General features: G+C 46.9%; 16 protein-coding genes and 1 pseudogene. 5 read left to right on the forward strand and 12 right to left on the reverse strand.

The annotated features are described in order from the left end of the window. Positions 1–3 precede the first annotated feature (3 nt). The 4 genes from vsple_RS17905 (at position 4) to ahpF (ending at position 3,806) form a co-directional block, all read left to right on the forward strand. Positions 4–564 (forward strand): chalcone isomerase family protein, encoded by a 561-nt coding sequence (locus tag vsple_RS17905; protein WP_261883272.1) that lies wholly within the window; start codon positions 4–6, stop codon positions 562–564. A gap of 15 nt (positions 565–579) precedes the next feature. Further along, entirely contained in the window at positions 580–1,101 is a 522-nt protein-coding gene (locus vsple_RS17910) for a DUF3833 domain-containing protein (RefSeq protein WP_261883273.1), read from the forward strand. A gap of 266 nt (positions 1,102–1,367) precedes the next feature. Then, the gene (gene ahpC / locus vsple_RS17915; protein ID WP_032550722.1) at positions 1,368–1,925 is read left to right on the forward strand and encodes an alkyl hydroperoxide reductase subunit C; all 558 of its coding nucleotides are present in this window, start codon (positions 1,368–1,370) and stop codon (positions 1,923–1,925) included. Between the two features lie 282 nt (positions 1,926–2,207). Continuing rightward, positions 2,208–3,806 (forward strand): alkyl hydroperoxide reductase subunit F, encoded by a 1,599-nt coding sequence (ahpF, locus tag vsple_RS17920; RefSeq protein ID WP_261883274.1) that lies wholly within the window; start codon positions 2,208–2,210, stop codon positions 3,804–3,806. 65 nt (positions 3,807–3,871) lie between these two features. On the opposite strand, the gene vsple_RS17925 is transcribed toward ahpF, so the two are convergent. The 4 genes from vsple_RS17925 to vsple_RS17940 all read right to left on the reverse strand — a co-directional run bounded on the left by vsple_RS17925 (position 3,872) and on the right by vsple_RS17940 (position 6,126). Next, on the reverse strand, positions 3,872–4,216 hold the full coding sequence (locus tag vsple_RS17925) for a ribosome recycling factor family protein (RefSeq protein ID WP_261883275.1): 345 nt from the start codon (positions 4,214–4,216) through the stop codon (positions 3,872–3,874). An 8-nt stretch (positions 4,217–4,224) separates the two neighbouring features. Then, positions 4,225–4,692 (reverse strand): OsmC family protein, encoded by a 468-nt coding sequence (locus vsple_RS17930; RefSeq protein ID WP_261883276.1) that lies wholly within the window; start codon positions 4,690–4,692, stop codon positions 4,225–4,227. A 9-nt stretch (positions 4,693–4,701) separates the two neighbouring features. After that, positions 4,702–5,094 (reverse strand): GFA family protein, encoded by a 393-nt coding sequence (locus tag vsple_RS17935; protein WP_255232305.1) that lies wholly within the window; start codon positions 5,092–5,094, stop codon positions 4,702–4,704. 99 nt (positions 5,095–5,193) lie between these two features. Beyond that, entirely contained in the window at positions 5,194–6,126 is a 933-nt protein-coding gene (locus vsple_RS17940) for a LysR family transcriptional regulator (RefSeq protein ID WP_239916194.1), read from the reverse strand. A 113-nt stretch (positions 6,127–6,239) separates the two neighbouring features. On the opposite strand from vsple_RS17940, the gene vsple_RS17945 reads away from it, so the two are divergent. After that, positions 6,240–7,346: an alkene reductase gene (locus vsple_RS17945; protein WP_261883277.1), complete on the forward strand. Its 1,107-nt coding sequence runs from the start codon at positions 6,240–6,242 to the stop codon at positions 7,344–7,346. A gap of 246 nt (positions 7,347–7,592) precedes the next feature. On the opposite strand, the gene rlmJ is transcribed toward vsple_RS17945, so the two are convergent. The 8 genes and pseudogenes from rlmJ to vsple_RS17985 all read right to left on the reverse strand — a co-directional run bounded on the left by rlmJ (position 7,593) and on the right by vsple_RS17985 (position 18,452). Then, a complete protein-coding gene (rlmJ, locus tag vsple_RS17950) occupies positions 7,593–8,462 on the reverse strand; it encodes a 23S rRNA (adenine(2030)-N(6))-methyltransferase RlmJ (RefSeq protein ID WP_261883278.1) in 870 nt (289 codons plus the stop codon). Between the two features lie 211 nt (positions 8,463–8,673). Continuing rightward, positions 8,674–9,612, reverse strand: a complete 939-nt coding sequence (gene secF, locus vsple_RS17955; protein WP_261883279.1) for a protein translocase subunit SecF — start codon at positions 9,610–9,612, stop codon at positions 8,674–8,676. 2 nt (positions 9,613–9,614) lie between these two features. Further along, positions 9,615–11,414 carry a protein translocase subunit SecD gene (secD, locus tag vsple_RS17960; protein WP_261883280.1) on the reverse strand — a complete coding sequence of 600 codons (1,800 nt, stop codon included), beginning with the start codon at positions 11,412–11,414 and terminating at the stop codon, positions 9,615–9,617. Positions 11,415–11,575: 161 nt separating this feature from the next. Next, positions 11,576–11,872, reverse strand: a pseudogene (locus vsple_RS22040) (hypothetical protein); the annotation flags it as partial. Between the two features lie 404 nt (positions 11,873–12,276). Next, complete coding sequence (locus tag vsple_RS17970; RefSeq protein ID WP_261883281.1) at positions 12,277–15,066, reverse strand: M16 family metallopeptidase; 2,790 nt, start codon at positions 15,064–15,066, stop codon at positions 12,277–12,279. A 143-nt stretch (positions 15,067–15,209) separates the two neighbouring features. Beyond that, positions 15,210–16,019, reverse strand: coding sequence for a LytR/AlgR family response regulator transcription factor (locus tag vsple_RS17975; RefSeq protein WP_261883282.1), 810 nt, complete (start codon positions 16,017–16,019; stop codon positions 15,210–15,212). Positions 16,020–16,056: 37 nt separating this feature from the next. Beyond that, positions 16,057–17,085, reverse strand: a complete 1,029-nt coding sequence (locus vsple_RS17980; RefSeq protein ID WP_261883283.1) for a sensor histidine kinase — start codon at positions 17,083–17,085, stop codon at positions 16,057–16,059. Continuing rightward, entirely contained in the window at positions 17,085–18,452 is a 1,368-nt protein-coding gene (locus vsple_RS17985; RefSeq protein WP_261883284.1) for a hypothetical protein, read from the reverse strand. The genes vsple_RS17980 and vsple_RS17985 overlap by 1 nt, the downstream gene beginning before the upstream one ends. Positions 18,453–18,454 lie beyond the last annotated feature (2 nt).

Consider the following 18,454-nt stretch of genomic DNA (forward strand, 5'->3'; position numbering starts at 1 on the left):
CTTATGGCTTATTCATCACAGGGTCGTGCTAAAGTTCAGCGCCACCCTTATTCGCAATGGAAGCGTTACTTACTGTCAGCGCTTGCAACCCTGTTTGCGTGCAGTGCACTTATCTTCCACAACGCCGCTAACGCCTCTCCCGTCGGTGATTTGAATAAGCAGGGCGAGGGAGAGATGACTTATCTCTTTTGGACCCTCTACAACGCCGAGCTGTACACCACACCCACTCGCTCTGAGCAAGCACTGAAAATCGAATACTACCGCGACATTGATAGCAAAGATCTAGTCGATGCAACGCAAGATCAGTGGGAAAAACTCGGCTACTCAGACAGCAAAATCAAGAGCTGGATCGCTCCACTCTACGAAATGTGGCCGAACGTAAAACAGGGCAGCACACTGACTATTCGCGTTTCAGAAAACCAGCACAGCCAATTCTATTTCGACGAACAACCAATCGGCACCATTACAGACACCCAATTTGGACACGCCTTTCTCTCTATTTGGCTGTCAGAAAACACGTCGGAACCAAAACTCCGCCAACAGTTGTTAGGGCTCAATAAATAAAATAGGACATAATGAATGAAAACAGGATGGCTACTTTTACTTTGCTCTCTTCTAATAGGGTGTGGCTCTGCCAACTTATCCGAACATACGGGCACCACACCTGAACTCAAGCTCGAACAGTTCTTTGACGGCGACCTAATCGCTTATGGCATCGTGCTCGATCGCTCTGGTAATCTACTACGACGTTTTGAAGCGGATTTAGTAGCAGAGTGGCAAGGCGACCAAGGGGAAATCAAAGAGTGGTTTCGCTTCGCTGATGGTGAACGGTCCACTCGAATCTGGAAGCTGGTTAAAACTGGCGACAACACCTACACAGGCACAGCGGGTGACGTAATCGGCGAAGCTTATGGTGAAACCCAGGGCTCTGCCCTTTACTGGAAGTACACACTAGAAATCGAAGTCGACGGTTCACTGTATGAAGTGACGCTGGACGACTGGATGTTTTTAATGGACGACAAGCGCCTGTTCAACAAAACCGAAATGTCCAAGTTCGGTTTCAAGGTCGGTGAAGTCATACTGTTTATCGAAAAACGCTAGTCGTCCATAGCACAGATTACACAAGCCTCGACTCACTCTTTGAGTCGAGGCTTTCTGTTTCCATCATCTCAAATCAACCTTCACAGCGCTGGTTGAACCTACCTATCACTAGATTGACCTTTCAATAGCTTTTGCCTTTCATACTTGATAGCTATCTCCTATTAGAACAATAGAAACGTCCGAATTTACCCTCTGAGCCTGTCGAGGCAATATATCTCCATCGACGCAAGGCAGCGTCAAAACAACAAATTAAAGAGAGTAAAATCATGATCAACACAGAAATCAAACCATTCAACGCAACGGCATTCAAAAACGGCGAATTCGTAGAAATCTCAGAGCAAGACGTGAAAGGTAAGTGGGCAGTATTCTTCTTCTACCCAGCAGATTTTACTTTCGTATGTCCTACTGAACTTGTAGACCTACAAGAGAAATACGCAGAGCTTCAGTCTCGTGGCGTGGAAGTTTACTCAGTATCAACTGACACACACTTCTCTCACAAAGCATGGCACGACACTTCTGACAAAATCGGTACTATCGAGTACTTCATGGTAGGCGACCAAACTGGCACTATCACAAACAACTTCAACGTAATGCGTGAAGGTCAAGGCCTAGCAGACCGCGCTACGTTCCTAATCGACCCAGAAGGTGTTATCCAAGCAATGGAAATCACTGCTGAAGGCATCGGTCGTGACGCTGAAGACCTACTACGCAAAGTGAAAGCGGCTCAGTACGTTGCAAACAACCCAGGTGAAGTTTGCCCAGCGAAATGGAAAGAAGGCGAAGAGACACTAGCGCCATCTCTAGACCTAGTAGGTAAGATCTAAGCATCTGCTAACCCGTTCTACAGGCGTGCCTTAGCCTGCCTCCTAAAGGGCTTTGGCGCGCCGCTTTAATTCTCAAAACCACATCCATGCGATGTGGTTTTTTTGTTTTTATTCAATACTTTGGGTCGCCTTGATGGCTTTAATAAGTTTTTCCAATTATCGATAGGTTTTACCTACCAAACTAATAGAAACGTCCGAATTTACCAATTGTGATGGTCAAGGCAATATAGCTCCATCAGCGCAAAAGAGCGCCCCCGAACAGAAAAGAAAAGTAGGCATATCATGTTAGACCAAGCAATGAAGCAGCAACTGCAAACATACTTAGAATTCCTAAAAAATGACGTTAAGCTCGTTCTTAGCCTGGATGAAAGCGAAACAGCAAGCAAACTAGAGAAGCTGGCAAACGACATATCAGAACTCTCTGACAAAGTTGTGGTTATCCGTGACGATAGCGCGAGTGACCGCAAACCAATCATGCAAGTGCTGAACACCGAGAAAGGCACAAGCATCGGTTTTGCTGGCCTACCTATGGGTCATGAGTTCACTTCATTAGTATTGGCATTGCTACACAGTGGCGGTCACCCTATCAAGCTTGAAGACGATGTTATCGAACAGATTAGAAACCTTGGTCAGCCATTGAATGTTGAAATCTTCATTTCGCTTTCTTGCCAAAACTGTCCTGAGGTTGTGCAAGCGTTCAACATGATGTCTGCAATCAACCCGCTGATCAAAACAACCATGATTGATGGCGCAGCCTTCCAAGACGAAGTGAAGTCACGCGACATCATGGCGGTACCAAGTGTCTTCATCAACGGTGAACTGTTCGGGCAAGGCCGTATGTCTCTGGCTGAGATCCTAAACAAAGTCGACTCTGGCGCAGCGCAGAAAAAAGCGGCGAGCCTAAGCAAGCAAGCACCGTTTGACGTTCTTGTTGTTGGTGGTGGTCCAGCAGGTTCTTCTGCAGCAATCTACGCAGCACGTAAAGGCATTCGCACGGGTGTAGTTGCAGACCGTTTCGGTGGTCAAGTAATGGACACAATGGCGATTGAAAACTTCATCTCAGTGAAAGCGACCACAGGTCCTAAGCTGGTAGCAAGCCTTGAAGAACACGTAAAAGAGTACGGCGTAGAGGTGATGACCGAGCAGCGCGCGGCTAACATCATCGACGCTGAAGACACAGAAGACGGTTACATCCATGTTGAGCTAGAGAGCGGTGCAACACTGCGAGCTCGCTCAGTAATCACAAGTACCGGTGCACGCTGGCGTGAAATGAACGTTCCGGGTGAGCAAGAGTACCGCAACAAAGGCGTAGCGTACTGCCCACACTGTGACGGTCCACTGTTCAAAGGCAAGAAAACAGCCGTTATCGGTGGTGGTAACTCAGGTATCGAGGCTGCAATTGACCTAGCAGGTATCGTTGAGCATGTAACAGTTCTTGAATTTGCAGACACACTGCGTGCTGACCAAGTACTTATCGACAAGGCGAATTCAACGCCTAACATCGAAATCATCAAGATGGCACAAACAACACAAGTGCTTGGCGATGGTAACCGAGTAACGGGTCTTGAGTACAAAGACCGTAACACTGATGAGCTTAAGCGCATCGACCTAGCGGGTATCTTTGTTCAAATCGGCCTAATGCCAAACAGCGAATGGTTGAAAGGCACTAAGGTTGAACTATCACCACGTGGTGAAATCGAGATTGACGCACACGGTGCAACATCAATGAAAGGTGTATTTGCAGCAGGTGACGTAACAACCGTACCTTACAAGCAGATCATCATCGCGATGGGTGAAGGTGCAAAAGCGAGCCTAGGTGCATTTGACCACCTAATTCGCAACCCAGCGCCAGTCGCTAAAAAAGTGACAGAAGTAGCGTAATCAAATAACGCTGCAAGCCTAAAAAAGAAAAAGCCACCACTGAACTCAGTGGTGGCTTTTTGTTGTTACAGCCCTTCAAACTCATCAATTGCAATGCGCGCTTCTGCCAGTGAACAGCCAGATTCACTGACCAATTGAGCGACGGTCATCGAAGGCGTTTTTTGAAGCAACTGTTGTAAACAAACGGTTGGTTTAGGTAATACTTTATCAATCGCAGTCACCATCCAAAGTAAGGGAGCATCGCTAAGTTGCTCCCTTAATTTATGTAGCTGCGCCTCTTCACCTACTAACATCCAATTCCGAGAGCGTCGAATGCGTTTTAACTGACAACCATTCGCGGCTGCTAGGGCAATCACCTGTGCCTTATCTGACACTCGGTGGACAAAGCTATTGAGTACAACTGAAAACATAGTGTGGGTTACGAGTCTATCTCTACCGTGATCTCGGTTTTTACAGAATTGGCAATGAAGCAGTTACTGTGTGCCAGATGATGCAACTTTTCGAGCTGTTTATCCGTCGGGCGCTTATCACCAACAAATTGAATTTGGGGTCTAAGCGTAACATGACTCACCCAAGCACGCCCCGCTTTATCCTCTTCAAGAACACCAATCGCGTCATCAATGTAAGACTCGATCACGTATTTACGCTTAGCTGCAATGCCCAGAAACGTCAGCATATGACAACTGGCAATCGCCGCAATAAAGGCTTCTTCGGGATCAACATTCTCTTCAACAGAGAGCGGTAATGGCACAACATGAGGCGATGACGACGCAGGTACAATAACACCACCATCAAATTCCCACGTATGCCCGCGACTGTATTGATTATCGCTAAATACCTCATCGTCGCCTTTCTGCCAGCGAATCAGGGCACCATAATCAGACATGTTTTCTCCTTAGCGATCCGCAGGGTGGTTCACACCATCGTTTGTCACCACATCACCGATATCAAAAGGGTTCACTCCTTCCAAACAACCAATATTGAACCCGTATTCATTTGGGCTAGAGCGACGTTGATGATGGGTATAGATACCGCAGTTCGAACAGAAGTAGTGCTTCGCGGTGTTAGTATTGAATTGATATAACTTGAGATGCTCTGCACCTTTGAGGATCTTGATACCATCCAGCGCAACAGAGCCAACAATCGCCCCTTTACGACGACAAATAGAGCAATCGCAGCGACGCGGCTTTTCGATGCCGTTAGGTAGGCTGAGCTCTAACTCCACCGCACCGCAATGGCAGGTCGCTTTATGAAATGGTTTGATCACCGTGTTGCCAACTTTTTTCATTGTTCTCTCCAGTACATCCATGTATTGCTCACATCATAACCAGTCTAGTCAGTTCTGTCCGCAGTCCCGTTTTCAGTTCGAGAGTTTTGTCATATCTCGTTAATTAATTGATTTATCGGTCAAACGGCCAAAATTATCGATTAGGAAATCCAAAAATAGTCGAATTCGCTTAGGTTGATACTTCTTGCTGATGTACACCACATTCAAGTCTGCGCTTGATACAGAGGTCGAGGTATTGAAGTTTTTCATATAGCCGTTGAGCAGCGTGACAAGGCGTTGGTTATTGATGTCATCTTGCACATCCAACACTGATTTGAGCGCAATACCCTCACCTTTTAATGCCCAGTAGCGAATCACTTCGCCATCGTCTGAGAATCGCTTTGGTACAACGGTAATCGACTTCTTCATGTCGTGATCTTGGAAATGCCATGTTTTCAGCTCTTCATTACTGCGTAGCATTGCTAAGCAATCATGGTCTGCTAAATCTTGAGGCGTTAATGGCGTTCCATGCTTGGCAAGATATTCAGGAGAAGCACACAGCACACGTCGGCTCGGGGATAAACGTCTTGATATCAAACTGCTGTCGACTAACTCTCCGTAGCGAATTACCACATCCATGCCCGACTCTGCAATATTTGACAGGTTATCGTTCAAATATAGGTAAGGGATCACGTCGGGATATTGCTGACAGAACTCAGAGAGAATAGGAAGAATATACTGCTTGCCGATGTCTTTGGGAGCGGCGATTTTTAAGGGGCCTTTAACCTCTTTAACACCGTTTTGAATCAGATTTTCTGCTTCGCTAACGTTATCCAATATCTCCAAGCACGCCTTGTGATACAGCTCGCCAGAGTCAGTCAAAGACACATGTCGAGTACTTCGATTCAACAGCTTCACGCCATATCGCTCTTCCAGTGCCTGCAGCCTTGCGGTCATGGTCGCAGGAGATAAGCCTAGCTCTCGCCCTGCTGCCGCTAAACCTTGATGCTTCACGATACTGACGAACATCGCCATGTCTGAAAACTTATCCACTCTTACGCCTACCATTCATTAAAACCGAACAATGAATTCATATTTTAGTCAATTATCAAATCCAGTCGAATAAATAAAATAGTCCCTATCAGCAGAAGATAGGAATCCTGAGCATGACAAAATTATTCCATAAGACACAATTAAAAGGTCTAACGCTACAAAATAGTGTCGTGATGGCACCCATGACCCGAGCTCGAAGCAGTCAGCCGGGCAATGTACCCAACGATATGATGGCAACCTATTACCAACAACGTGCTAGCGCAGGGCTTATCATCACTGAAGCGACGCAGATCTCTGATGACTCTCAAGGTTACTCATTCACTCCCGGCATTTACACCGATGCACAAATTGAAGGTTGGAAATCAGTAACCACAGCAGCAAAAGCACAAGGTGCAGCGATATTCTGTCAGCTATGGCATGTCGGTCGAGTATCTCACCCAATCTTTCAAAAGGGTGAACTGCCGATTGCACCGTCGGCTTTGGCTCCAACAGAGACGCAAGTTTGGATTGCTGATGAGAATGGCAACGGCAGCATGGTCGATTGCATTCAGCCAAGAGAGATGACCCAAGCAGACATCGATCGTGTGGTGCAAGATTTTGCGAACGCAGCAAAGAAAGCCATCGAAGCAGGGTTTAATGGCGTTGAGATCCACGGTGGTAATGGTTATCTTATCGATCAATTTCTAAGAACCAATTCAAACAAGCGCACCGATAACTACGGTGGCAGCCGCGAGAACAGACTTCGCTTTTTGATTGAAGTGGTTGATGCTGTTATTGCAGAGATAGGTGCCGATAAAGTCGGTGTGCGCTTGGCGCCTTTCATTACTTTCAAAGACATGAACTGCCCAGACATAGTGCCAACAATTTTGGAGGCTTCAAAAGCGCTGCAAGCTCGTGATATTGCTTATCTACACTTGTCAGAAGCCGACTGGGATGATGCACCGGTTATCCCTGAAAGCTTCCGTGTCGAACTAAGAGAGCTGTTCTCAAACACCATCATCGTCGCAGGCAGCTACACGCCAGAGCGAGCCGAAGAAGTGTTAAGTAAAGGCTACGCGGATCTCGTCGCATTTGGTCGCCCATTTGTGGCTAACCCAGACCTCGTATCACGCCTACAAAACGGCAGTGAGTTGGCACAACTCGACGGAACCACTCTTTTCGGTGGCAATGAAAAAGGATATATCGATTATCCTGCGTTAAAAGAGTCTCAACCTGTGTAGACGCTGAATGACAGGCAAAAGAAAGGCTCGCGTGACTAGTGCGAGCCTAATGCTGTTTAGGGGGTAAACTGCATAGATTAAAATGGAGATTATTTGTTTAAGTGTGTCGCAGTTCAAACCTAAATTTGGGCGACTCTCCGCTTGTAAGTCTCAGTTTTAAATGATTAACGAGAATTAATCAACTTTTATAAGTTAGGTTTAGGTAAATTTAAAAACCTTATTTTTTACAATGACTTATTAAGTTAACTAAGCTAAGCCTCTCATTTGCCAATACCCTTCACCATGGGTTGCCAGATCACGATGCAAAAACTCTAGGATATCGGCAACCTTACCTGCAAGTCCTTGTGGCGGATTAAACAGCAGCAGTCCGCTACCAATGAGTCGATCATCCCCTTTCGGGTCTCGCAATCTCAGTTCAGCCTTAATGGGGTTTGGTAACTCTTCCGCTTGCATGGCATCAAAGCAGTGACTGAGGATCAACGAGCTCTTATCTTCAGTGTACAGTGGGTACCAAATTAATGCCGACACCTTATCTGACTTCTGATACGCCTTAGCCAGCGCATCGATAACCGCAAGGTACTCATCGTCACTCTCATAAGGCGGATCAATCACTACCAACTGATGCCTGTCACTCTTGGCGACGATATCAGGAAGTGCTTTCAACCCATCTCCAGCACTGACATGCAACGCACTTGAGACGCCACGTTGCTGCTGAATCTCTTCGATATTTGAACGCAACAAATCGGCTTCAGATTGCTGAATATCGGAGAAGTAGAAGTTATCTTGGCTGCGCCCATGTTGATAAGCAATCGCTGCCGAACCGGGGTAATCAGTAATCAGTTGATTAGGGTTGTAGTACTCCAAGATCGAGATAAATGATGAGAAGGCATTTGGTAGATATCCCTTGTTGCGCCATAGATACCCGACGCCTTCGGCAAACTCGCCCGCATGATTACTCGGCGCTGTGGTTAGGTCGTATCGCGCAGTCCCTGAGTGCGTATCAATCACGATTAAACTTGAGTGCTGCAGCATGAGCATTTTAACGAACTCGCTCAATACTGGGTGCTTAAGCGCATCACCGTGATCACCTACATGACATTGATGTCGATATTCCATTGCTTCGCCTCATTTCCAACTAACATCTTATAAACATAAGTCATATTGGATAGAGGTGCTGCGCCAATTTGCGAATTTTTGAAATAGAGTCGCTTTATCTAAACTATTGACCGCACTAAAAATAAGGCCCCAAAACTGAAACCAGTCTTGAGGCCATGTATTACGTTGAACTCTCAATGCGATGCGCTAGCTTAGCTCGTATCATATTGGATTAAGGGCGGCTATCTTCCAACTCATCAACCGGCTGCACTTGGTAATGGCAGGGCTGTAAGCCAAGCAATTTAGGTAGGGTGATACCCACTGAGATTGAAGACCAAGTACCACTCGCGATACCCACAACCAGTGCAATCGCAAAGCCTTGTAGCGCCGCGCCACCAAGCAACCAAAGGGCTGACACCGTCAGTAGTGTCGTACCGGAAGTCACCATAGTACGAGAGAACGTTGCTTTGACTGACTCGTTAAGCAAGTTGTCGGTATCGCCGTTAGGGTTTCCACGCAGCATCTCACGGACACGGTCAGCAATGATGATTGAGTCATTCAGTGAGTAACCCAGAATCGCTAATACCGCCGCCAGCACCGTTAGGTTGAACTCAAACTGAGTCAAGGCGAATAAGCCGAAGATAATCGTCACGTCGTAAATGATCGCAGCCAAAGCACCTAGAGCTAAACGCCATTCAAATCGTACACTTAGGTAAAGCATGATCATTAAGAAACACACCAATACCGCTAAACCACCTTGGTCAACCATGTCTTGACCCACTTGAGGGCCAACCACACTGCTGTTAAGCACTTTCACTTGGTCACTCACCGATGCCAAAGCGTCAACTAAGTTGATCTGCGGTGCGTCTGTCAGTTGGCTGTAGCGAATGGTCCAGCGGTCTTGTTCTGCCATACCGACCACTTGAACGTCTTGTTGGAACGCGGCATCAAGCTGCGTTTTCAATGCGTCTTTGGTCACTTGATCAGAAAGTTGAACTTCAGCAACCACGCCACCAGTGAAGTCCAAGCCCCAGTTAAACCCTTTCACTGCTACCAACATTACTGAGCTCATGAACAGCACAATAGAGATTACCGACATCACTTTACGAAGAAGAGTCATATTACTGTCTGAAAAATAGCGGTTTGACATAGTCATTTTTGAAGTACTCATACTTAAATCCTTACATCGTGGCGTTGGTCACGACCCCAAACCAAATTGATGATCGCTCGTGAAGCAAAAATGCCCGTAAACATACTGGTTAGAAGACCTAAGCCCAGTGTCAAAGCAAAGCCTTGAATGGGTCCGTTACCAATAGTGTAAAGAGCGACAGCGACAATCATGGTGGTGAAGTTAGCATCGAAGATAGACGAGAACGCGCTATCGAAACCGCGATCAATGGAACTCGCAAAGCTGCGCCCTTCTTGCATTTTGTCTCGAATACGTTCGAAGATAAGTACGTTAGTATCCACCGCCATACCAACGGTTAACACCAAACCAGCGATACCCGGCAACGTTAATACCGCACCCGGTAGCAGCGCAATCAAACCAAATAGCGTTACCATGTTCAGGATTAGCGCGCCATTCGCGACCCAACCAAGGCGGCGATACCATAGCGCCATAAATGTGAGAGTAAGACCAAGACCAAGAGCCAGAGCAGCGAAGCCATTAGTCACGTTTTCCGCCCCTAAAGATGGACCTATAGTGCGCTCTTCAATAATAGTAACTGGCGCAGTTAATGAACCCGCGCGAAGCAGTAGAGCCAGCTCTCGCGCTTCTGCCATAGTGCCTGCACCTGTGATTCTAAAGCGGCTACCCAATTGAGATTGGATGTTTGCAACACTGATCACTTCACTGGTTTTCTCGCTATTACCGGCTCTATCGCGGCTGTACTCACTGTACACAGTCGCCATAGGTTTACCGATGTTGTGACGAGAGAACTCAGACATTTTCTTACCACCCGCAGAATCTAGGGTGATGTTGACTTCTGCGCTGCCCATTTCACCAATGCCGCTACGTGCATCAATGATGTGCTCGCCACTCAATACCGCTTTGCGAGCGACAACGACACGGTTACCATCGGTATCTGTTAGCGTCTGAGTATTGCGCGTCGGGTTATCGTGAACCGAGTAGAACGCCAGTGAAGCCGTCGCGCCAATCACGTCTTTCGCTGCGGCTGGATCTTGTACACCTGGCAATTCAATACGGATGCGACTCTCACCTTGGCGCTGAATTGAAGCTTCGGTGATCCCCAACTCTTCAATACGGCTGCGCATGATTTGCAGGTTTTGTTGCACCGTAAGGTTACGCAGCGTGCGTTGTTCATCTTCAGATTGCGTCAGGGTCAGCTTTTTGTCTGAACTGTCACGTAGCCATTGTGGGAACTCTTCACGAATCAGCTTTTGCGCCTTTTCGAAGTCCGCCTCGGTACGGAAGTTGAATTCCACTTGGTTGTTGACCACTTCGCCACGGGCATAACGCACTTGGCTAGTAATCTCATCGACCATAGCCTGAGCTTGCGCGTGATAAACAGGTGCCATATCCACTTCCAATAAGAACTGCACACCACCACGCAAATCAAGGCCTAGCTGGATCGGAGCAAAGCCCATATCAGTCAACCATTGTGGTGCTGCAGGCTCCATAGCTAGCGCGACGGTTGCGTTGTCTAGCAGACGCTCATTCAGCACTTCTTTGGCTTTCGCTTGCTGCTCGGCATCTTCTAAGATCACCACTAAACGGCTATCTTTCTGATAAACAGACTTAGCTTGAATGCCCTCAGTCGCGAGGTATTGAGTCACCTGTGTTGCATCAATTGTCTGCTCAGAGCGGTTGTTAATTTGAACCGAAGCGTCTTCACCATACCAAGACGGTAGCGCGCTCAGAATCATGATGATGATGGTGGTGATAAGCACCATATATTTCCACTTCGAGTAGTGGTTGATTTGTTTTCTTGGAATGCGTTTTTTCACAGTCAAGATCTCTTATTTTAACTAAGTTTTGCGAACGCGAACGATGGCTAACCGCAACCAGACCAAACTGATTGAACGGCAGCAGAGTGCATTCGCGAATTGTTTTGAGGATTGGATAGAACAACGGACACAAGGGATCGTCGATGCGACCAATCAGGGGCAAACGATTAGCTAAGAAGTTCTCGGAAATGTGAATATTGGATGTTGCCCTCTTTCCACCCCGACAAACGGGAAGGCGGAGAGCCGACCATACTGGTCCAGTGTTGTTTGAGATCCAACATCGGGGTTGTCTCTAACAACGAAGCCAGTAGAGAAGGGGGAGAGAAATCAATCAGCAGGTGATAGACAGGCTCGATATCACTCGAACCATCTTGTTCATTGCTGAGTATTCGACGAAACGTGCTCGCTTGTAGACTCGACTCAGAGTCATGATAGTGCGAGCTGTCCTCTATCGGAGGCGTGAACTTGGTCTGCTCACAGGCGTGTCGTACTTTAAAGACGTCTTTTTGAGAAGTTTGTGTCGGTTGCTGACACAAGTGACCACTTGAAGTCGTGATTTGAAAAGGTTTTGCTGGAAACGAATAGCCGTGACTGTTCACTAAGCCAAAACTCAGTACTAACAGCATCAACAGTAAACGCGTGCCCAACTTCAGCAATTCAAAACAATCCTAAATGGTAGAAACGACGACAATATATAACAGCAATGAAAGATACAATTGATTTAAAAGCCGCGTTAATCATATTTGACACAAAGTTGACAATCTTGAACCCATAAAAACCCCCAATAATTGGTGTTCAACTATTGGGGGGTTAGTTCATACGCTTGGCCTTTACTCTGCAATTTTCACGCTACGTAGTCAGTGCTCGGCTATTTTTTAGGACGCAGAATATTCTTGTAGTGGCGGCTATTCTCACCAAACAATCGTTCAGCGAGCGCATCCATATCTTGACGAGAGATAGAATCTACCGTGCTTTCGATATCAAACAACGCCTCAACACCGAAGTCATAAATAACATAGCGGGATACAAACCAGGCTTGGTCCACAGGAGCCGCTTCTAATGGTGCGAAGTCATTCACCAGTTGTTTGCCCGCCGCCTTTAGTTCATCATCAGAAATGCCTTTCAGCAAATCGGCCATGACTTTATCAATCGCAGTCTCAATTTTATCCGCACTGTCCGGAGCAATTAACGCACCAATAAACCAGTCGTAACTGCGCTCACCATCTTGTGAGATCGAGTAGTTATAAGGAGAATAATCCAAACTCAACTCTTCACGGACATACGCATCTAGACGTGTGGTTAAAATACGTTGCATCAAATCCGTCATAAACACCTCTTTAGCGGTTACCCCAACCTGCGCCTGAGAGTTTGAAGTCTCTGCAGCAGGAATATCGGAGATCACTCTCAGAATGTATTCAGAGCTAGTTTCGGTGTTGACTGATAAGTCGATACGCTCTCTATTCGGTAGTTTATAAGGCACTGAAAAATCAGGAATCGACGCCTCTTGCAAAGGGATAGAAGCGACATATTGGCTGACGAGTGGCTTCAAGATACTTGGATCAATATCACCGACAACCACTAACTGATTGCGGCGGTCTTTGCTAAACAAGGTGCTATGAAGTTGGCGAACTTGTTCAACCGAGACATTATCTACCGCGCTGCCATCAATCAAATAGTGGCTGCTATTGAGTTGGTAGGTATTGTGGTTCATCGCCTGTTCAAACTGCCCTATTGGGCTCTCTAAATAAGCTGTTCGACCCTGTATAAACTCTTGTTTTACCGCATCCAACTGTTTTGGTGAGATATTCGGTGAGGTGGCGATCGAATAAAGCGCGGCAAAAGCTTGCTCCAAACCATCTTGGTAGAGTTTAAATTCAATGCCATGACGGGTTGCATCGATAAAGGAGTACAGATCGATCGTTTCTCGATCAAGATGCGCTTCAAGCTCGGAACCCGTAAAGCTACCTAAACCACTTCGAGCAATGGTGGCAATTGCAAGCTCTGTCGCTGGGTATAGGCTCGGATCGAGCGCCATTTTTCCGCCAAGACTGGTGTAATACATCCCAACCTCGTCATTGGCATAAGTGTCACGCAGATACCACATATCCACACCATTACTGAGGGTCCACTTTTGGATGTTGGGATCAGCGTATTCCTGCTCGACAAGCACCACTTCTCCGGAGATGCTTGGAACAGCAAAGCCGTGATCATTCGTAGCTTGCGTCACTTTAGCTCCAGATGCAGCATAAGCGGCTTTAAGGCTTGCTGTCGTTTGCGTGATAGCATCCTTATCTTCACTACTATCGACCCCAATAACTAAGAAGTAGTTGCTCGACAGTAGACTGCGGATATTGGCATTGATGGTGTTTACATTAAGATTCTCGACAAAAGCTCCTAAGCTGGCCTTTTCATCTTTCGCCGATTGCAGTGGCCCTTCAACCACTAAACTACCCACCTTGTAGTTAGCGAAATCCAGCCCATTCATGGCATCCCATTCACGTTCTACATTTTTTAGCCAATCTTTGTAGTACTGTTTCTCACTAACGATGTCATCTTCTGAGACACCATGGTCTCGTAGTGAGGCCAGCGCAGAGATAAATTGTTGCTGAGAAGCCTCACGAGATCCGACAGGGAAAGCAACACTGGCCAATGAGTAACGTTGATACTCCATTGAGTAGCGTTCTGATAAGAGCCACTGAGTAGGCAGAGCTGCATCATTAAACACCGCCCCCAAGCGCTGCTGAATAAGACGCTGCGAGAGATCATCTAACCAGCGTTGATGCTGCTGCTCATGAGTGTAGACCACTTCTGAGCCTCGATTGAACATTAGACTGAGGCTTGGCGATTCCCCACTTTTCACATACTCGACAAAGTCATGTTCATTAAACGAGGTGATTTTCTGCTTCTCTGGCCGAGGTGTTCGCCCACGCTGCCAGTCAGAAAACTTCTCTTTAATCAGTGCAACTGCGTCTTCTTTGTTGATGTCACCAGCAACCACAACTTCAACGAGCTGAGGCTGATACCAGGTTTGATAGAAGCTTCTTAACTCTTGCTGATCTGCCGCCAACACTGAGGCTTTAGTACCCAGGGCATCCTTAGATTGGTATTGACCACCTTCAACGAAGTAGTCGTAGAATTTATCGGCTAGTTGCTTGTCTTCAAGTCGTGCGTAGCGAAACTCGCCCAGGATCACACCCTTCTCTTTTTCCACTTCAACGTCAGCAATATCCAGACCATCACCTATGTCGCGCATCCAAGTCAACGCTTGAGTTAATTGAGTGTTATCTGGCAGATCGAGCTGGTAGACAGTCTCTTGGTAAGAGGTGTAAGCGTTTAAATCGGCACCAAAGCTAACGCCTGCATCTTCGAATAGGCTGATGACATCGTTTTGCGAGAAGTTTTCACTACCATTAAACGCCATATGTTCAATAAAGTGGGCATAACCCTTCTGTTGTTCAGTTTCTTGGAACGAACCCGCGTGTACCACAAGTCGAACCGATACAGGCTGTTCGTGATCGCGGTAAACGTGATAAGTCAGTCCATTTTCCAGCTGACCAGAAGCCCATGCAGGATCGGATTGGATTGGGTGCTCTGTAGAGATAGAGCTACAACCGATCAAGGTCACGCTCAATCCGGCTAATAAACAATAATTTTTCATAACAACCTCTTACATGCCATTGCGTGACAATATACAGGTCGGATAAATAATTATCGTTTAATACTAAATTACATGAATACCTTTGTGATCAAGATCGTCGTTCTACAAAGCTCGACGTCCTATCTGTTATACCAGTCGCCTAGTTACATCCCTTTAAAAAGCGCTTGTGATGAACGGCTTACCGGTAATTTAATCCCTGATACATAAGCAGACATCTGCCCTGACAAACTCTTGCTGACCTTATCAATAGCGGCAACTCGCACCACTACCGATCGATGTATCTGCCAAAAAACATCCGGCTCTAACTGACCAAGCAACTCTTTGAGCGACGTGCGCAGAATGAACTCCTCAGCAGCGCCAGCTTTTCCAATCTTAAATACTGACACATATTTATCTTCAGCCTTGAAATAGAGCACGTCTTCCACTGAGATAAGATGGATATCATCACCCGAATGGGCTTTGAGCCAGGTGAGATATTGCGGTGTGGCGACCGTTTGAGAAAGCTGTTGGATATGCTCCATTAACGATCCCATATCAACGGAAGAGGAGTTAGATTTGCGCACCTCCAAGCGCTGTTTGAGTTTTTGACAGCATGAAAATAGTCTTTCCTCGTTGATCGGCTTGAGTAGGTAATCTGCGGCATTACGCTCAAACGCTTGCAACGCATATTCGTCATACGCAGTAATGAAGACTACCAGAGGTGGGTTCGCCAGTTTTTGCAGCTGCTTTGCGAGAGCCATACCGTCAAGCTCTGGCATTCGAATATCCAGAAACACCACATCCGGTTGGTGTGCTTCAATCATCTGTTTCGCCTCGGTCCCATTTTGTGCCCGACCAAGGATGTCGAGCTCTGGCCAAACATCAGCTAAGCTCTTATCTAGGTGATGGCGAAGCAAGGGCTCATCGTCTGCAATGATGGCAGTAAAGCCGGTGTTGTTTGCCATATTCGCCATTATTCTTCCTTAAAATTCACACTGTAAATCGCCATTTCTATTGGCCTAAGAGCGGCAGTCTTAACTGAGCCACCACACCACCAGCAGCTTGCTCTTTGATTGATAAGCTTGCCTGTTCATCAAATAACATCGCGATACGTTGGCGGATATTACTCAACCCTACACCATGACCGCCGCTATTGGACGATCTCGAAAACCCTAAGCCATTATCAACCACATCGATCATTAGACACTCTTGATCAGTACTGAATCGAATCGAAATCTCACCGCCTTCAGCCTTGGGCTCTATCCCATGAGTGAGGGCATTCTCAACCAAGGGCTGAATCAAAAATGGCGGGATCACTTGTGTTGAATCGACTTGGCTCTTGTCAATATTGAAGGTCAAGCGCTCACCCAAACGAATTTTCTGAATATTCAGATACGCATCCAGCAGGTCACTCTCTTGAGCAATGGTTGATTGTTCACTTCGACTATTACGCAGTGTGACTCGCAAAAGCTCTGTGAGCTTATCCAACATCAGCTTTGCCTTATCACTGTCAGTCTCAATCAAAGCGCTGACTGTTGCCAGAGTATTGAACAAGAAATGCGGTTCAATTTGGCTTTGTAGCTGCTTTAACTGGCTGAGTACAACCACTTTCTCTTGGTCGGCTTGGCGACGTTTAGCCACTTCTAATTCATTGTCTGCACGGAGCTTTTGTTCTCTGGTGTAGAAATAGTAGTAGCTGACCGAGCAGAAAATGACACCGAGGAAGATCACCGACTTAAGCTCTGATATGCCTTCCCCAAAAAAGCTATTCAACCAGTAGTGCGCGTTGAGTGTTCCGACCGTTAGAGCAAACACCATTGAGATGGCGATCTCCAATAAGCGTGACGTATCAGGAAACAACTTAATCAGAACAAAAGAAGAGAACACCGCGCTATAACCAAAGCCAAAACTTATCATGGCACTGGTGAACAGCGATCCTCCCCAGATACTTTGAGTTGTGACGCTAATCGCAATACAAAACAGGGTGGTTACTAACCAACTCTTAAACCAAGAGTACTGTTTACATCCAGATTCACTCATTAAAATCGTCCTTTTATATTTAACAAAATCATATGGCTATCGGGCAAATTAGCGTAAGCAGAATCCTTGTTTCCACCTAAAAAGCGTGCGGCAAGTTCCAGTTCAACCGACGCACTGCCATTGTCTATTGCTTGATAGTTAATCCATTGTGTTGCAATGATGCCGCCATCTTGAGGTGCGAACATCAGGTCTAGAGTTGGGGTAACATCATCTAGCCACGCCCATACAGAAGCATCATCAGCAAACCAGTGTCGCCAGCCACTTGGTTCTAATGACCAGTGCGCCATCAGATTGTGCTCAACAATATTGGCGTGCTGATATCCCTGTGCGTAAGCACTTGCCAAAGGCTGGGTGGAAGGCAACTGCGATAAACCTTGTGCTCTATGGATTGCGGCTTGCCACTCGGAATCACTCCATGCGCGACTGTCATACCAATATTCGAGTACGATGTTGTGCCCGGTATCGTTAGCCCATGTCAGCCCGACAAGAACTTGAAAGGCGTCACCCTGCTCCTCCAGTTGAACTGGCTGATATTGTTCATCAGGCAAACTGTACCCTAGGCTGTGGCGTTGGTAGACCATCGACCCATGAAACTCCCACGCTAGGTTAAGTACCGACACTAAGCTCGCCCCAAGCAACCCATGTCTGACATCGTCATAATAGGCGAGCCATTGATACTCATGGTCACCAATTAAGTTGTAGCGCTTAACCCCCACACCTTGTTGTTCACTGGCTCTTTCAAGTTGATTAACCTCTTGAGAGCCCCAAGAAGAGTCACTGTAGAGCAGAGTCCACTCACCGCTATCGTCAAACACAGAGAGTAATGCGACGCCCGCGCCCTCCTCCGCAACAATACCTACCGGATTTTGTCGGTAGGGCTTTATCACATCCAATGGGCGGTAGCCGTAACCGACGCCCCAGTCGAGACGCATTTTGCCTAGCGTGACGTCGATATACTGGTCTCCGAACAGCCAATTAGACAAGCTAACACTGTGCTGCCAAAACAGCTCTCGCACAATCAGCTGTGTATCACTGTGACTATCGGGGATCTCTTGTCGGCTCTGTTCGTGGTAAAGGTCGTCGCCTTTAATCGAGAACAGGCCAAGCCATTGAGCATAATTCACTTCAAGATCGAGTAACGCATTCACAGACTGGCGATGATATTCAGGCTCATTCAACCATGGCGTGTCCCGTGATTGCACCGCTTCAGCGCTGACCTGCCAGTCCCAAGCTAGGCTGAGTTGGTCATCACCTGCCAATACGCTCGCGCTCAATAGAGAAGTTGCAGCGGTACTTATTGCGACAGCTCGCGCACACCCGCGTTTGGCACTCCCATCTCTCGTTTTCAAACAAGCCAAAGTGTTCATCG

Source organism: Vibrio pelagius (assembly GCF_024347575.1).
Lineage (GTDB): Bacteria > Pseudomonadota > Gammaproteobacteria > Enterobacterales > Vibrionaceae > Vibrio > Vibrio pelagius.

Excerpts from the sequence above, each read along its gene's own strand:
- vsple_RS17905 (WP_261883272.1), top strand. The coding sequence starts at position 4 with ATGGCTTATTCATCACAGGGTCGTGCTAAAGTTCAGCGCCACCCTTAT.
- vsple_RS17910 (WP_261883273.1), top strand. The coding sequence starts at position 580 with ATGAAAACAGGATGGCTACTTTTACTTTGCTCTCTTCTAATAGGGTGT.
- ahpC (WP_032550722.1), top strand. The coding sequence starts at position 1,368 with ATGATCAACACAGAAATCAAACCATTCAACGCAACGGCATTCAAAAAC.
- ahpF (WP_261883274.1), top strand. The coding sequence starts at position 2,208 with ATGTTAGACCAAGCAATGAAGCAGCAACTGCAAACATACTTAGAATTC.
- vsple_RS17925 (WP_261883275.1), bottom strand. The coding sequence starts at position 4,216 with ATGTTTTCAGTTGTACTCAATAGCTTTGTCCACCGAGTGTCAGATAAG.
- vsple_RS17930 (WP_261883276.1), bottom strand. The coding sequence starts at position 4,692 with ATGTCTGATTATGGTGCCCTGATTCGCTGGCAGAAAGGCGACGATGAG.
- vsple_RS17935 (WP_255232305.1), bottom strand. The coding sequence starts at position 5,094 with ATGAAAAAAGTTGGCAACACGGTGATCAAACCATTTCATAAAGCGACC.
- vsple_RS17945 (WP_261883277.1), top strand. The coding sequence starts at position 6,240 with ATGACAAAATTATTCCATAAGACACAATTAAAAGGTCTAACGCTACAA.
- rlmJ (WP_261883278.1), bottom strand. The coding sequence starts at position 8,462 with ATGGAATATCGACATCAATGTCATGTAGGTGATCACGGTGATGCGCTT.
- secF (WP_261883279.1), bottom strand. The coding sequence starts at position 9,612 with ATGAGTACTTCAAAAATGACTATGTCAAACCGCTATTTTTCAGACAGT.
- vsple_RS17970 (WP_261883281.1), bottom strand. The coding sequence starts at position 15,066 with ATGAAAAATTATTGTTTATTAGCCGGATTGAGCGTGACCTTGATCGGT.
- vsple_RS17975 (WP_261883282.1), bottom strand. The coding sequence starts at position 16,019 with ATGGCGAATATGGCAAACAACACCGGCTTTACTGCCATCATTGCAGAC.
- vsple_RS17980 (WP_261883283.1), bottom strand. The coding sequence starts at position 17,085 with ATGAGTGAATCTGGATGTAAACAGTACTCTTGGTTTAAGAGTTGGTTA.
- vsple_RS17985 (WP_261883284.1), bottom strand. The coding sequence starts at position 18,452 with ATGAACACTTTGGCTTGTTTGAAAACGAGAGATGGGAGTGCCAAACGC.